Source organism: Dietzia sp. SLG310A2-38A2, assembly GCF_014145095.1.
GTDB lineage: Bacteria > Actinomycetota > Actinomycetes > Mycobacteriales > Mycobacteriaceae > Dietzia.
On the sequence record NZ_JAALDX010000417.1, the window covers coordinates 1 to 14754 of the forward strand.

14 protein-coding genes are annotated in these 14754 nt (G+C 69.2%); 4 read left to right on the forward strand and 10 right to left on the reverse strand.

The features are described from left to right. Both G6027_RS14165 and mqo read right to left on the reverse strand, forming a co-directional pair. Nucleotides 1-471: NAD(P)-dependent oxidoreductase (locus tag G6027_RS14165; protein WP_277612347.1), on the reverse strand; the 471-nt coding region annotated here is incomplete at its 3' end. Nucleotides 472-605: 134 nt separating this feature from the next. Then, complete coding sequence (gene mqo / locus G6027_RS14170) at nt 606-2102, reverse strand: malate dehydrogenase (quinone) (protein WP_346995748.1); 1497 nt, start codon at nt 2100-2102, stop codon at nt 606-608. A 132-nt stretch (nt 2103-2234) separates the two neighbouring features. On the opposite strand from mqo, the gene G6027_RS14175 reads away from it, so the two are divergent. Together G6027_RS14175 and mtr are read left to right on the forward strand one after the other, a co-directional pair. After that, nucleotides 2235-3272 carry an alpha/beta hydrolase gene (locus G6027_RS14175; protein WP_346995749.1) on the forward strand — a complete coding sequence of 346 codons (1038 nt, stop codon included), beginning with the start codon at nt 2235-2237 and terminating at the stop codon, nt 3270-3272. Between the two features lie 5 nt (nt 3273-3277). Beyond that, nucleotides 3278-4678 (forward strand): mycothione reductase, encoded by a 1401-nt coding sequence (gene mtr / locus G6027_RS14180; RefSeq protein WP_182637730.1) that lies wholly within the window; start codon nt 3278-3280, stop codon nt 4676-4678. 19 nt (nt 4679-4697) lie between these two features. Here mtr and G6027_RS14185 read toward each other — a convergent pair whose 3' ends face one another. The 6 genes from G6027_RS14185 to dxr all read right to left on the reverse strand — a co-directional run bounded on the left by G6027_RS14185 (nt 4698) and on the right by dxr (nt 11772). Next, nucleotides 4698-6176: an NAD(P)/FAD-dependent oxidoreductase gene (locus G6027_RS14185; RefSeq protein ID WP_182637731.1), complete on the reverse strand. Its 1479-nt coding sequence runs from the start codon at nt 6174-6176 to the stop codon at nt 4698-4700. Nucleotides 6177-6278: 102 nt separating this feature from the next. Next, nucleotides 6279-7154 (reverse strand): type I methionyl aminopeptidase, encoded by an 876-nt coding sequence (map, locus tag G6027_RS14190; protein ID WP_182637732.1) that lies wholly within the window; start codon nt 7152-7154, stop codon nt 6279-6281. A gap of 86 nt (nt 7155-7240) precedes the next feature. Further along, on the reverse strand, nt 7241-8095 hold the full coding sequence (locus G6027_RS14195; RefSeq protein ID WP_182637733.1) for a GNAT family N-acetyltransferase: 855 nt from the start codon (nt 8093-8095) through the stop codon (nt 7241-7243). Nucleotides 8096-8099: 4 nt separating this feature from the next. Beyond that, entirely contained in the window at nt 8100-9248 is a 1149-nt protein-coding gene (ispG, locus tag G6027_RS14200) for a flavodoxin-dependent (E)-4-hydroxy-3-methylbut-2-enyl-diphosphate synthase (RefSeq protein ID WP_182637744.1), read from the reverse strand. Between the two features lie 136 nt (nt 9249-9384). Beyond that, nucleotides 9385-10602, reverse strand: a complete 1218-nt coding sequence (locus tag G6027_RS14205) for a site-2 protease family protein (protein WP_182637734.1) — start codon at nt 10600-10602, stop codon at nt 9385-9387. 6 nt (nt 10603-10608) lie between these two features. Continuing rightward, entirely contained in the window at nt 10609-11772 is a 1164-nt protein-coding gene (gene dxr, locus G6027_RS14210; protein WP_346995750.1) for a 1-deoxy-D-xylulose-5-phosphate reductoisomerase, read from the reverse strand. A gap of 163 nt (nt 11773-11935) precedes the next feature. Here dxr and G6027_RS14215 point away from each other — a divergent pair, with 163 nt between their 5' ends. Beyond that, the gene (locus tag G6027_RS14215) at nt 11936-12295 is read left to right on the forward strand and encodes a DUF2631 domain-containing protein (protein WP_182637736.1); all 360 of its coding nucleotides are present in this window, start codon (nt 11936-11938) and stop codon (nt 12293-12295) included. 125 nt (nt 12296-12420) lie between these two features. Here G6027_RS14215 and rlmN read toward each other — a convergent pair whose 3' ends face one another. Continuing rightward, nucleotides 12421-13530 (reverse strand): 23S rRNA (adenine(2503)-C(2))-methyltransferase RlmN, encoded by a 1110-nt coding sequence (gene rlmN / locus G6027_RS14220; protein ID WP_182637737.1) that lies wholly within the window; start codon nt 13528-13530, stop codon nt 12421-12423. Between the two features lie 86 nt (nt 13531-13616). Here rlmN and G6027_RS14225 point away from each other — a divergent pair, with 86 nt between their 5' ends. Continuing rightward, nucleotides 13617-14048: a lipopolysaccharide assembly protein LapA domain-containing protein gene (locus G6027_RS14225; protein WP_182637738.1), complete on the forward strand. Its 432-nt coding sequence runs from the start codon at nt 13617-13619 to the stop codon at nt 14046-14048. A 45-nt stretch (nt 14049-14093) separates the two neighbouring features. On the opposite strand, the gene G6027_RS14230 is transcribed toward G6027_RS14225, so the two are convergent. Continuing rightward, a partial coding sequence (locus tag G6027_RS14230; RefSeq protein WP_241727141.1) for a phosphatidate cytidylyltransferase occupies nt 14094-14754 on the reverse strand: 661 nt, incomplete at its 5' end.

Genomic DNA, 14754 nt, shown 5'->3' on the forward strand with positions numbered 1-14754 from the left:
CGGCGCCTCGGCACCGGCACCGCTCAGTGCACGGGCGACCACATCACGGGCCTCGGCGGTCCGTGCGCGGTCGCCGGTGAGCACCGCGACCACCATCTCGTCGCGGCGGACGACCGCGGGCGTCACCGCCGTGCCGGAGCTGACGGCGTCCGACCGCACACAGAAGGTGCGGTCCTGTTCGGCCTCCGCGGCGACCCTGGCGTTGACCAGCGAGTCCTTGGTGGCCGCCACCACGTACCAGGCGCCTTCGAGGTCGCCTGATCGGTACTCGCGGGCCTCCCACCGGATCCGCCCGGAATCGACGAATCCCTGCAGCGTGGGCGTGATCTCCGGACTCACCAGATGGACGGCGGCGCCCGACTCGAGGAGGACCGGGATTCGGCGCTGGGCCACCGACCCACCGCCGATCACCACGACCCGACGGCCTTCGAGGTCCAAACCGACGGGGTACGGGTTCACGGGCCGGATCATGTCGCCGATCCTATCCGCCGTCGGTGGCCGCGACCGCCTCGGCCCCGAGGGACTGTGACACGCATCATCCCCCGGTCACAGTGACGCGGCGACCGGGGGATGACGGGGTGTACGGGGCGGGTTCCGGCCCGCTCTCAGGCCCTCTGATCGAGCCTGAGGGTGCGGGTCGACCGCTCGAACTGCTCGGCGAACAGTCCCTCCTCCGCGGCCAGGTCGCGACCGAGGGACGGGATCATCTCCTGCAGTGCTGGCTTCCAGTCCGCGAAACGGCTCGGGAAGCAGCGCTGGAGTACGTCGACCATCGCGTCGACCGCCGTGGACGCACCGGGCGACGCACCCAGCAGACCGGCGATCGACCCGTCGGCGGCGTTGACCACGGCGGTGCCGAACTCGAGGGTGCCACCGCGACCGTTGGGCTTGATCACCTGGACCCGCTGGCCCGCGACGACCTTCTCCCACTCGCCGTCCTGCGCGGACGGCACGAAGTCCCTGAGCGTGTCGACACGCGCGCCGTGATTCTTGGCGAGCTCGGTGATGAGGTACTTGACCAGACCCATCTCGGTGAGCCCGATGTTGGCCATCGGCAGCAGATTGCCCGGTCGGATGCTCGAGGGCAGGTCCATGAAGCTGCCCATCTTGAGGAACTTGGGGGTCCATCCGGCGAACGGGCCGAAGAGCAGGCCCTTCCTGCCGTCGATGACGCGGGTGTCGAGGTGGGGCACCGACATCGGCGGCGCGCCGACCGACGCCTGGCTGTACACCTTGGCCTGGTGTTGATCGACGAGGTCGGGGTTGGTGCAGCGCAGCCACTGGCCACCGACGGGGAACCCGCCGATGCCCTTGATCTCCGGAATGCCCGACTTCTGCAGAAGGTGAAGGGCACCCCCGCCGGCTCCGACGAAGACGAACTTCGCGTCCACCGTCCGCTCGTCTCCGGTGTGGCGGTTGGCCACGGTCAGCCGCCAGGTGCCGTCGGTGTTGCGCTCGAGGTCCTTGACCTGGTTCTGGTAGTGGACCTCGGTGCCCGTCCGGGTGAGGTACTTGACGAACTGTCGGGTGAGGGCGCCGAAGTTCACATCGGTGCCGTTCTCGAAGTGACTGAGGGCGAAGGGCTGCTCGGCGGACCGGCCGCGAGCCATGAGTGGGACGAGCCGCTCGAGCTCTCCGAAGTCAGTGGTGTGACCCATCCCGGGGAACAACGGGTGGCCCGCGAGCTTGTCGTATCGCTTCCGCAGGTAGTCCTGCCCGGCCTCGCCGGCGACGAAACTCATGTGGGGGACCGGGCGGATCCACTCCGTCGGGTCGCCGAGGATCGTGTTCTCCACGGCGTAGGACCAGAACTGCCGGGAGACCTGGAACTTCTCGTTGACGCCCACGGCCTTGGTGATGTCCACGTCACCGTCTGCGGTCTTGGGCGAGTAGTTGAGCTCGCAGAGCGCGGAGTGCCCGGTGCCCGCGTTGTTCCACGCGTCGGAGGACTCCAGCGCGGGTCCCTCGAGGCGCTCGAAGATCTCGATCTGCCAGTCGGGCTGGAGGCGACGCAACAGGGCCCCGAGCGTCGCGCTCATGGTGCCCGCGCCGATGAGCGCCACATCAGTCGTTCCGTGCTTTGCCACCTGGTCTGCAGTCACCGGCTACCCTCGCTAATTGGTCGTGGACCCGAATTGGAATCGACGCGGGCCCGTCCGGCGACCCCGCGTCCACCGGATCCCAAGACTACTCACCGGCCTGCCCCCGCGGCACACCGGACTAGGGTGGTCGTCGTGTCTCCGCCCTCCCCCGATGCCGTCTCCCCCACCGGATCCGATGCGCAGTGGACGCCGGACCTGTTGGGCCCGTCCTACCGCCGCCGCGAGCTCCCACTCGGTACGGATCCGGACGGCGAGGGACCGATCTCAGCCACTCTCGTACGGCACGAGGACGCACCGGCGAAGCCCGTCGCCGCCCTGCTGGTGGTCCACGGCCTGTCCGACTACTTCTTCCACACCCATCTCGCCGAGTTCCTCGCAGATCGCGGGATCGCCACCTACGCCGTGGACCTGCGCAAGTGTGGACGCTCGAGGCGGGACGGCCTGACGCCGCACTTCACCACCGACCTGGAGAGGTACGACGACGAGCTGGACCAGTCGCTGGCCGTGATCACCGCCGAACACCCCGGACTCCCGGTTCTCGTGGCCGCCCACTCCACGGGCGGGCTTGTGGTGCCGCTGTGGCTCGGCCGGCGCCGCGACCGGGGCTCGGTGGACCCCGTCGTGGGGCTGATCCTGAACTCACCCTGGTTCCAGCTCGACGTCCCCGACCGCGCCCGCCCATTGTTGGACCCGGTCATCCGAACCCTGGGCTCCGCCAGGCCCTACTACCGGCTCCCCCTGAAGACCTCGGGCCGGTACGTGGCGAGCACCCACATCGACCACGACGGGGATTTCCACTTCGACACCGCGCTCAAACCCCCGGGCGGGGTCGGGGTCCGGGCCGGATGGTTGGCGGCCGTCCGCCGGGCGCAGAAGCGACTGCAGGCCGGGGTACACCTTCCGCTGCCCGTGCTCCTGCTACGGTCCACGGCGTCGTCCGTGGGCTCGCGGAGCGGGGACGGCGTGCTCGACGTCGACACCGACCTGATCCTCGACGTCCGCTCGATGGAGCGTTTCGCCGACCGGGTCTCGGACCGGGTCACGGACATCCCCGTCGACGGCGCCCGACACGACGTGTTCCTCTCCCGCGCGGACGTGCTCGAGGTGGTCTTCCGGCACCTCGGCGACTGGCTGGACCAGATCCTCGCACCCCACACCAAGGAGTCCTGACGACCATGACCCAGACCCCCTCCCGGCATTTCGACCTCATCGTGATCGGCACCGGCAGCGGAAACTCGTTGATCGACGAGTCGTTCGATGACAAGTCCGTGGCGATCTGCGAGAAGGGAACCTTCGGCGGGACCTGTCTCAACGTGGGCTGCATCCCCACCAAGATGTTCGTCTACGCCGCCGATACCGCCGTCTCCGTGGCGCACTCGAGCACGTACGGCGTCGACTCGACGCTCGACGGCGTCCGGTGGCCCGACATCGTCTCGCGGGTGTTCGACCGTCGGATCGACCCCATCGCCTCCAGCGGTGAGGACTACCGGCGCACCCGCTGCGAGAACGTCACCGTGTACGACGGTCACGCGACCTTCGTGGGTCCGCGAACCATCGACACGGGGACCGGGGAGATCATCACGGCCGACTCCGTGGTGATCGCCGCAGGGGCCCGCCCCCTGATCCCCCAGATCGTCACCGACGCCGGCGTGGCCTTCTACACCAGCGACGACGTCATGCGGATCCCCGAGCTGCCCAGGTCGATGGTGATCCAGGGCTCCGGCTTCATCGCCTGCGAGTTCGCCCACGTGTTCTCGGCTCTCGGCGTCGAGGTGACGGTGATCGGACGCTCGGACGTGCTGCTCAAGCACGTGGACCGCGAACTGGCCGAGCGGTTCACCGAGCAGGCCGGCAGGAGGTGGGACGTCCGCCTCGGACAGCAGATCACGACGATGACCGCGACGGGAGCGGACCGGCGCGGAGTCGAGATCACCTTCGAGGACGGTTCGACCTGCTCCGGCGACGCACTCCTGGTGGCGACCGGCCGGATCCCCAACGGCGATCTCCTGGGACTCGACGCGGCCGGGGTGGAGATGGACATCGAGCGCGTCCGCGTCGACGAGTACGGCCGCACCACCGCGGACGGCGTGTGGGCCTTCGGGGACGTGAGCTCGCCCTACCAGCTCAAGCACGTCGCCAACCACGAGCAGCGGGTGGTCGGGCACAACCTGCGGCACCCGGACGACCTCCACCCCGTCAATCACCGACACGTCCCCTGGGCGGTGTTCACCTGGCCGCAGATCGCCTCGGTGGGTCTGACGGAAGCCGAGGCCCGGGAGGCCGGCTTCGACATCACTGTCAAGGTCCAGGACTACGGCGACGTGGCATACGGCTGGGCTATGGAGGACTCGGTCGGGTGCTGCAAGCTCATCGCGGACCGCGCCACCGGGTTGCTCGTGGGCGCCCACATCATGGGTGCCCACTCACCGTCACTGATCCAGATCCTCATCCAGGCCATGGAGTTCGAGATCACCGTTCCCGAGCTCGCGCGTCGCCAGTACTGGATTCACCCTGCAATGGCCGAGGTGGTCGAGAATGCCCTGCTCGGGCTGGACTTCCCGGACCGGGGCTTCTAGCCCGCAGCCCCGGCGGGCCTCACCCGACCACGAAGTCCGCCGGGTCGATCGAACTCACCTGGCGCCGGTATCGGAAAGTGAAGGTGGGCCACAGCGTCGAGTTCCGGCCCCGTGAATCGATGTACCAGCTCGAGCATCCGCCGTCGTTCCACACAGTGCCGGCGAGTTCGCGATCCATCCGGTCGGAATACCGGTCGACGGCCTCCTCCCGCACCTCCACGGTCCCCCGATCCGCACCCCGTGACAAGCCGAGCAGCCTGATGACATGCTCGGCCTGCGACTCGAGCATGTAGACGATCGACGAGTGCCCGAGGTTGGTATTGGGCCCGTACAGCAGGAAGAGGTTGGGGAACCCGGCCACGGTCACCCCGTTGAACGCACGAGGGCTGCCGTCCCAGTGGGCGGCGAGGGTCCTACCGTCCGCACCCGTGACGAGCCTCGCGACGGGCGGCTCGGTGGGAGTGAACCCGGTCGCGAAGATGATCACGTCGGCGGGGTGCTCGGTCCCACCGGCGTCGACGAGGCCGTCCGGGGTCACCGAGCCCGCGGCTCCGGACACCAGGGTGACGTCCCGTCGGCAGAGCGCCGGAAGCCACTGGCTGGTCAGCAGCACCCGCTTGCACCCGATCGAGAAGCCCGGGGTGAGTGCCTTCCGCATCCGCCGGTCCCGCACCTTGACCAGCAGGTAGAACCGGGCGAACATCTCGAAGAACCGGAGGAGGAGCCGGGCCCGGGTGAACGCCAGGACGTAGAGCTCGCGGCCCGCGTAGACCCGACCACGGACGATGCGTTGCAGAACCGGAAAGCGCCGGTACAACTCGCGGCGACGCCCGGAGATGGAACGGTCGAACCGGGGCAGGATCCAGCCGGGCGTCCGCTGGAAGACGGTGACGTGGTCGGCGGTGCCGGCGATCTCCGGCACGAACTGCACGGCCGAGGCACCCGTCCCCACCACCGCGACCCTCTTGCCGGCGAGAGGGATGTCGTGCCGCCACCTCGAGGAATGGAACACCTCGCCGTCGAAGTCGTCCATCCCCGGGAGGCCGGGCACCGAGGGCGCGGAGAGCGCGCCCGTCGCGACGACGAGACGGCGGGCCCGCACCTGGCCACGGTTGGTGTCGACGACCCACTCGGCGGCGTCGCCGTCCCACCGCGCGCCGGTGAGTTCGCAGGAGGTGACGAGCCGATCACGGAGCCCGATCCTGTCCGCGACACCCACGAGGTAGGCCTGGATCTCGCCCTGTCGACCGAACGCGTGCGACCAGTCGGGGTGTACGTGATGGGACAACGAGTACAGGGCGGTGGGCACGTCGCAGGCGCACCCCGGGTAGGTGTTGTCGCGCCAGGTCCCCCCGACCTCGTCGGCGGCCTCGACCACCATGAGGTCCCCGCCCCGGCCCTCCCGCAGGAGACGATCGGCCATCGAGATCCCGCCGAACCCGGCTCCGACGACGAGGATGTCGACATGGTCTACAGGTCCGCGGGGGGTGTCGATCATGGTTGGCATTGTCGCGCGAGCTGTCCACGGCTCACGGCCACATGGGGATGATCGTCCGACTCGGATCGTCAGGGCGCCGGATCCGAGCCGGCGGCCGCGGCCTCAGCTCCCGCTCGGCAGCGTCAACACCTCGTAGCCGTCCTCGGTGACCAGGACCGTGTGCTCGAACTGTGCGGTCCATGCCTTGTCCGCCGTGGTCACCGTCCAGTCGTCGTCCCACACGTCGAACCCGGGTCCACCCAGAGAGATCATGGGTTCCACGGTCAGCGTCATCCCGGGCTCCAGGACCTCTGTCCGCGACGGCTCGTCGTAGTGGAGCACCACCAGCCCGTTGTGGAATGTCGGCCCCACCCCGTGCCCGGTGAACTCCCGGACCACCGTGTAGTCGAACCGCCGTGCGTACGACTCGATGACACGCCCGATCACGTTGACCTCTCGTCCGGGACGGATGGCCTTGATCCCGCGGTTCATGGCCTCTCGCGTCCGTTCGACCAGGAGCCTGTTCTCCTCGGCGACCTCGCCCGCCAGGAAGGTGGAGTTGGTGTCACCGTGGACGCCGTCGATGTAGGCGGTGACGTCGATGTTGACGATGTCCCCGTCGCGGATCACGGTCGTGTCCGGGATGCCGTGGCAGATCACCTCGTTGAGGGACACGCAGCTGGACTTGGGGAACGCCTTGTACCCCAGCGTCGACGGGTAGGCGCCGTGGTCGCACATGTACTCGTGGGCGATCCGGTCGATCTCGTCGGTCGTGACCCCGGGTGCCACCGCCTGTCCCGCCACGACGAGGGCATCGGCCGCTATCGAGCACGCCCTGCGCATCGCCTCGATCACCTCGGCGGTCTGTACCCACGGCTCACCGTTGGCCTCGTCGACCCGGTCGCGCCAGACGTACTCCGGCCGCGGGATCGACTCGGGAACCGTCCGGATCGGGGTGGGCTCGCCGGGGACGAGGGGCTGACGGGTCGAGGTGGTCATGGTTCAAGGATAGGTGCGTTCGGGTGCGCGCTGCCGACCCGGTCCCGAGACCGGATCCCCCCCGCGCCGCCACCGGGGCCGGCAGGTCACATCAGGACGCTCGCGTAGTCGACCACGTCGATCATCCCGACCCGCCGGTACGCCGCGCGGGCGGCGGTGTTGGATCCGTTGACCACCAGCGACGGGGTCAGTCGACCGGACTGGAGGGCGGCGCACACCGCGGCGATCCCGCCGGTCCCGAGTCCCGCGCCCCTGCGTCCGGGGCGGGCCCAGACCCCCTGGATCTGCGCGGACCACGGAGAGATGGCGGCGACGTCGGCCTTGAAGAACACCTCGCCGTCGTCGACCCCCACCCAGGTCCTCCCCCGCGCGAGGGAGCGCGCGACCCGGCGGCGGAACGGGATGCCCGAACCCACGGCGAACGGATCGGACCCCAACTCCTCGCGGTACATCGCCGCCGCGGCGGCGAGCACCTGCTCGAACTCGACGATCGTCGCGGTTCGGATACCGCCGAGCACGAGGGACTGGTCCACCGGCCCCTGCAGCGACATGAGTACCTGCGAGTCGCGATACTCCCTAGGGGGACCCCAGCAGGAACCGAGGGCGTCCCACAATGCGGAGACCTGATCCCTCCGCCCGTGTACGGACATGGGACCGAACCCGAGGCCCGCCACCGCGAGACCGAGCGCGTGGTGGTCGTGCGCGTCACCGCGGAGCGGTAGGACCGAGCTCCCCACGAACACCAACGACGTCTCGGGGCCACCCAGCGTGAGGAACCGCCCCTCCGGCCCGGGGACCGCGCCGGACGCGGCGAACTTCTCCGCCGCGGGGCACGACACCAGTGGGTCGGATTCGAGGACCCCGAGCAGCGCGCGGGCCTCGGAGGGGCTTACCCCGCGGCAACCACCGGTCGCTGCCTCCGGCGCAGCCGTATCGGTCATCGGTCTATCGCGTGACCTTGACCAGGGGCCCCTGACCCGCTTCGGCCTCGCCGACGGGCTCGCCCAACTCCTCGGCGATCCGCATGGCCTCCTCGATCAGGGTCTCGACGATCATCGCCTCCGGCACGGTCTTGATGACCTCGCCCTTGACGAAGATCTGGCCCTTGCCGTTGCCCGAGGCCACGCCGAGATCGGCTTCACGCGCCTCACCGGGCCCGTTGACCACGCACCCCATGACGGCCACCCGCAAGGGGACGGTCATCCCCTCGAGACCGGCGGTGACCTCGTCGGCGAGCTTGTAGACGTCCACCTGGGCACGACCGCACGACGGGCAGGAGACGATCTCGAGTTTGCGCGGACGCAGGCCCAGAGACTGCAGGATCTGCGAACCGACCTTGATCTCCTCCACCGGCGGCGCGGAGAGCGAGACCCGGATGGTGTCGCCGATCCCCTCGGAGAGCAGTGCACCGAACGCCACGGCGGACTTGATCGTGCCCTGGAAAGCCGGGCCGGCCTCGGTCACGCCGAGGTGCAACGGGTAGTCGGTCTGTGCGGCGAGCTGGCGGTAGGCCTCCACCATGATCACCGGGTCGTTGTGCTTGACCGAGATCTTGATGTCGCCGAACCCGTGCTCCTCGAACAGCGAGGCCTCCCACATCGCCGACTCGACGAGTGCCTCCGGAGTGGCCTTTCCGTACTTGGCGAGCAGGCGCGGATCGAGGGACCCCGCGTTGACGCCGATCCGGATGGGGATGCCCGCGGCGCCGGCCGCCTTGGCGACCTCTTCGACCCGTCCGTCGAACTCTTTGATGTTGCCGGGGTTGACGCGCACCGCCGCGCACCCTGCATCGATCGCCGCGAAGATGTACTTGGGCTGGAAGTGGATGTCCGCGATCACGGGGATCGGTGACTTACGCGCGATGGTCTCCAGCGCGTCGGCGTCCTCCTGGCGGGGACATGCCACACGTACGATGTCGCAGCCCGACGCCGTGAGCTCGGCGATCTGCTGGAGGGTGGAGTTGACGTCGTGGGTCTTGGTGGTGGTCATGGACTGGACCGACACCGGATGATCGCTGCCCACGCCGACCTGGCCCACGAACAGCTGCCGCGTCTTCCGTCGCGGCGCGAGGACCGGCGGCGGACCGTCTGGCATTCCCAGTCCGACGGGGATGGAGGAGGAGTCGTTCACAACAGGGCCTTCCGTAGGGGCTGCCAGCCGGGTGCTCGCGGGTCCCGCCCACCATTATCCGCGTTCCGGGGCGCGGGGGCGAGATCGGGAGTGCGCACGCTCATCCTGTCAGCAGTATGGGGTTGACGAAGTCCGCCGTGATGACGATCGCGGATACACCCATCAACAGGACGAACACCCCGATGGTGACCGGCGCGAGTTTCTCGTAGTCCGCCGGCCCGCCGGGCGCCAGGCCGCGCAGTCGTCGCAGCGCGTCCCGGATCTTCTCGTAGAACACCACCGCGATGTGACCACCGTCGAACGGGGTGAGCGGGACCAGGTTGAACGCGCCGAGGAACAGGTTCAGCCCGGCGAGGAAGAGCAGGAACAGCCACCAGGCACCCTGCTCGGCGGCCTGGCCGCCGATGTGACTCGCACCCACCACCGAGACGGGCGAGTCATCGGCCCGCTCGGCCCCGAAGATCGACGCCGCCACCGCGGGGATCTTGGACGGGAACGAGAGGAGGCCCTCGACCGTGGCCTCGATCATCTCCCCTGTGAACACGAAGGTCGCCGGGACCGCTCCGAGCGCGTCGTAGGTGTTGACGGTCTGGTAAGCGGGGTCATCGAGGATCTCCTGGGGGATGCCGTCCTCGGACAGCTGCACCCCCAGCGCTCCCCTCGCCTGTCCTTCCACGGATGACGAGGTGAGGCTCGCCGTCGTCGTCACGGTCTCCCCCGCGCGGTCGATCGTGACCGGCACGGTCTCGCCGGGACGCGCGGAGACCACCTCGGACAGGTCGGCCCAGCTGCCCACCGGCAGGCCGTCCACGGACGTGATCCGGTCGCCGGCCAGGATTCCGGCCTCACCCGCCGGTCCCACGCCGACACCACACCGGTCCGCCCCCGCACAGGTGTCTCCCACCACCGCCGCGACCCTGTCGGTGGGGATCGGTTGGACATCGCGGTTGACCAGGCCCCAGCCCAGGGCGACCGTATAGAAGAGCGCGATCGCCAGGACGATGTTCATGAAGGGACCGGCCAGCAGGACAGCCACCCGTTTCCACCACGCCTGACGCCACATGGCCTTCGGTTCGTCCTCCGGGGCCAGCTCGTCGTACGCCGTCATGCCGGCGATATCGCAGAACCCGCCCAGCGGGACCGCCTTGAGCCCGTATTCGATCCCCCCGCGGCGCACGGACCACAGCGTCGGGCCGAAGCCGACGAAGAACCGGCGGACCTTCATTCCCGACCACTGCGCCACCCGCATGTGCCCGTACTCGTGGAGCACGATCGACACCATTATTCCCAGTGCGAAGAGCACGATCCCCAGGACCATCACGACTCAGCCCTCCCGGCCCGCGACGAGGGGGGCGGCGTGGCGCCGCGCCCAGGACTCCGCCGCCGTCACGTCGTCCAGGTCGCGCGGATCGGACGACCACTCGTCGGCCGCCGCGACTGTCTCCGCCACCACGTCGACGATCTCGGTGAACCCGATCCTCCCGTCGAGGAACGCCGGTGCAGCCTCCTCGTTGGCGGCGTTGAACACCGCCGTCCGCAGGCCCCCCGCCGACCCCGCCGCGCGGGCCACGGAGATCGCCGGGAACGTCTGCTCGTCCACGGGCTCGAACGTCCAGGTGTGCGATCGCGAGAAGTCCAGAGGAGTCGTGGCCCCGGGAATCCGGTCCGGCCAGCCGAGAGCGAGAGCGATGGGCAGCTTCATCGACGGAGGAGAGGCCTTGGCGATGGTGGCGCCGTCGACGAAGGTCACGGCCGAATGCACCACCGACTGGGGGTGAACGGTCACCTCGATCTTCTCGTACGGCACCCCGAACAGCAGGTGTGCCTCGATGAGCTCGAGCGCCTTGTTGACCAGGGTGGCCGAGTTGAGCGTGATCATCCGCCCCATCTGCCACGTCGGGTGTCGAAGGGCCTGCTCCGCGGTGACGTCCGCCAGCTCCGTGCGGGACCTGCCCCGGAACGGCCCACCGGACGCGGTCAGGACGAGGCCGGCGACCTCGTCCGCCGTACCCGATCGCAGGCACTGGGCCATCGCCGAGTGTTCGGAGTCCACGGGCACGAGCTGACCCGGGGCCGCCGCCCCGGTGACGAGCGCACCACCGGCGACCAAGGATTCCTTGTTGGCCAACGCCAGTCGGGTGCCGGTCCTCAGCGCGGCCAGGGTGGGTCCGAGGCCGATCGACCCGTCGATACCGTTGAGCACGACGTCCGACTCCACCGCTCCGACCAGCTCCACCGCCCCGCCCGGCCCTTCGAAGACGGTCACGCCGGGGAACTCCGACCGGATCCGCGCGGCGCCGGCCGGGTCCGAGACGGCGACATATCCGGCACCCGTCGCCGCGATCTGCTCCCCGAGCAGGTCGACCCGTCCGCCGCCGGCGGCCAGGCCCACCACCTCGAACAGGCCGGGGCCGGCCTCGGAGGTCACCTCCAGTGCCTGGGTACCGATCGAGCCGGTGCTTCCGAGGATGAGAACGCGCGTGGTCACCCCGTCATTGTCCACGTCCGGAGCCCCGGGCGCCGCATCGAGTGACGCGTCAGGCCCACCGTACGGCGGGTTACCCGTCGACCCCGGTCGGGCATGTGCCAGACTGAGCGGGATGTCGGCGGCCCGCAGGGCTGCCAGCGAGCCGTGAGGAGAACCGGGGAGCATGAGCGCGGACGGGCACCACACCAGCAAGGAAATCGTCGTGGAGGGCATCAGCTCCCTCGACGAGCCCTCGGTCGAGTGGGGCTGGCACAAGCACAGCAGGAAGGTCGGCCTCGTCGTGGGCGGCTTCTTCGTGCTGTTCCTTCTGGCCATGCTGTTCGGCAACCACATGGGCAGGGTCGAGGACATCTGGCTGGTCAGCATCGCCGCGTTCCTCGCCGTGTGGATGTTCCTGTCGCTGCGACCGAAGAAGGACGACTCCCTGAAGAAGGCCAGGGTCTACGAGGTCCCCGCAGATCACTACTCCGTGTTCGGCGCTGCGGCGACCGGCGCGGTCGCGACGGCTCCCGCCAAGCGCTGACCCCCGCCTAGCCTGGAAGGGCCGCCACCGTGACGTACGCGGATGGCGGCCCTTTTCTTCGGCTCCTTACGGCCGCGCCTCTCTCCTGCCACTGACGGCCGGCGTCGCCGACCCGTCGAGCGTGGCTATCCCTCCGCGGCGAGCTGACCGCAGGCGGCCGCGATCTCCTGTCCGCGGGTGTCGCGGACCGTACAGGACACGCCAGCCTGCTGCACCGCGGCCACGAACGCATCCTGCTGAGGCTTCGGGCTGGCGTCCCATTCGCTACCGGGCGTCGGGTTGAGCGGGATGACGTTGACGTGCGCCATGGGGCCGAGCCGTTGCACGAGCAGCCGTCCCAGCATCTCTCCTCGCCACGTCTGGTCGTTGACGTCCCGAATCAGCGCGTACTCGATCGACACGCGACGACCGGTGGCGTCGGCGTAGTGTCGCGCCGCGTCCATGACCTCGGAGACGGGCCACCTGTTGTTGACCGGGACGAGGGTGTCGCGCAATTCGTCGTCGGGCGTGTGCAGTGAGACGGCCAGGGTGACATGCAGGCCCTCCTCCGCGAGACGATGAATCGCGGGGACGACTCCCACCGTCGACACCGTGACCGAGCGCTGGGACAGCCCGAAACCGGACGGCGGTGGCGAGACGATCCCCCGGACGGCCGTGAGGACCCGCTTGTAATTGGCCAGCGGTTCGCCCATCCCCATGAACACCACGTTGGACAGTCGGCCCGGACCGCCGGGGACGTCGCCGTCCCGCATCGCCCGAGCTGCCGCCCGGACCTGCTCGAGGATCTCCGCGGCCGAGAGGTTCCGCTCGAGGCCGGCCTGACCGGTGGCGCAGAACGGGCAGGCCATCCCGCACCCCGCCTGACTCGAGATGCACAACGTCGCCCGGTCCGGGTAGCGCATGAGCACGCTCTCCACGAGCGTGCCGTCGTGCAGCTTCCACAGCGTCTTGCGCGTGGTGCCGTCGTCGGCGGAGATGTGCCGTACGGAGGAGGCCAGTCGGGGGAACAGCTCCGCACCGACCTGGTCACGAAGGCCGACCGGGAGGTCCGTCATGGCTGCCGGGTCGGCCTCGAGTCGTCCGAAGTACTGGTTGGCGAGTTGTTTGCCCCGGAACGCGGGGACCCCAAGTTCGCCCATCGCCTCGGCTCGGCCCTCGGCGTCGAGGTCGGCGAAGTGGCGTGGTGGGAGACCCCGGCGGGGGGCATCGAAGACGAGGGGTAGTGGTTCAACCATGATGGGTGCCATTGTGTCAGAAACCAGACGGCACGACACACCGCCAGCGGATGCCGTCGGTGGGCGGGAGGGAATAGAGTTCACGCATGCCCACGCGTTCACACGATCCCGTAGAGCCCTCCCACACCGACTCCACTCCGGGTTCGGCCGAGATCACCCCGCTCGAGGACACCCATGCGGCGGCTCCCGCGACGGTGCCCGACGAGGGTTCTCGGGACCACGGGAGGGGCCACGACGCCGAACTGCCCGATGTCGCGGCCGGCAAGCTCGGGTCGGCGTGGGTGGGCCTGGTCCTGGGTGCACTGGTGACGATCCTGCTGCTGATCTTCGTCGCGCAGAACACCACCTCGACCGACGTCCGCTACCTCGGCCTGGAGTTCAGCCTCCCACTGGGGGTTCTGATCCTGTTCGCCGCCATCGCCGGGGCGTTGATCATGGCGTTGTTCGCGGGGTTCCGCATCCTCCAGCTACGTATGCGGGCCCGGAGAGCGCGCAAGATCAGCGCCCGCCAGCACTGATCTCGCGCGCTGCCCCGGTCGGTCGAGGAACTCTGCTCCGCGCGGTCAGGTCGGCACGACGTAGGTGAAGATGATCCACACCACGACGGCCGTGGGGAGGACGGAGTCGAGGCGGTCCATGAACCCGCCGTGCCCCGGCAGCATCGTGCCCATGTCCTTGATACCGAGATCCCGCTTGACCTGGGACTCGATGAGGTCGCCCAGGGTCGCGGTGAGCACCGTGAGGACGCCGAGCAGGACGCCCTTGAGGAAGTTGTCGTGGAACAGCAACGCCACCACCAAGGCACCGCCGACGATGGCGAACAGCATCGACCCGGCGAAACCCTCCCATGACTTCTTCGGGCTCACCGCAGGCGCCATCGGATGTTTGCCGAACAGCACACCTGTGATGTAGCCGCCGACATCGGAACACACGACCAACAGGATCAGGGCCACGACGCGTTGCGCCCCGTAGTCACCGTCGGCGAGCATCGCCCCGAGCGAGCCGGGGACCGCGATCCACACCAGGACGAACACGGCGACCGAGACGTCCCGCAGATAATTCTGTGGTGCCGTGGTCAACCCTGCCATCAGCAGGCGCCAGACCAGGACCAGGACGGTGGTGGCGGCGAACGCCGCGAAGGCGCCCTTGGCCTCGGCGAAGAACCCGGCCCAGACCATCGCCTGCCCGCCCAGGAGCAGAGGGACGAGCGGGAGTCGGAACTGC

What these genes read in the sequence shown, in the direction of transcription:
- mtr (WP_182637730.1), top strand. Translation starts at nt 3,278, where the DNA reads ATGACCCAGACCCCCTCCCGGCATTTCGACCTCATCGTGATCGGCACC.
- G6027_RS14185 (WP_182637731.1), bottom strand. Translation starts at nt 6,176, where the DNA reads ATGATCGACACCCCCCGCGGACCTGTAGACCATGTCGACATCCTCGTC.
- map (WP_182637732.1), bottom strand. Translation starts at nt 7,154, where the DNA reads ATGACCACCTCGACCCGTCAGCCCCTCGTCCCCGGCGAGCCCACCCCG.
- G6027_RS14195 (WP_182637733.1), bottom strand. Translation starts at nt 8,095, where the DNA reads ATGACCGATACGGCTGCGCCGGAGGCAGCGACCGGTGGTTGCCGCGGG.
- ispG (WP_182637744.1), bottom strand. Translation starts at nt 9,248, where the DNA reads ATGCCAGACGGTCCGCCGCCGGTCCTCGCGCCGCGACGGAAGACGCGG.
- G6027_RS14205 (WP_182637734.1), bottom strand. Translation starts at nt 10,602, where the DNA reads ATGGTCCTGGGGATCGTGCTCTTCGCACTGGGAATAATGGTGTCGATC.
- G6027_RS14215 (WP_182637736.1), top strand. Translation starts at nt 11,936, where the DNA reads ATGAGCGCGGACGGGCACCACACCAGCAAGGAAATCGTCGTGGAGGGC.
- rlmN (WP_182637737.1), bottom strand. Translation starts at nt 13,530, where the DNA reads ATGGTTGAACCACTACCCCTCGTCTTCGATGCCCCCCGCCGGGGTCTC.
- G6027_RS14225 (WP_182637738.1), top strand. Translation starts at nt 13,617, where the DNA reads ATGCCCACGCGTTCACACGATCCCGTAGAGCCCTCCCACACCGACTCC.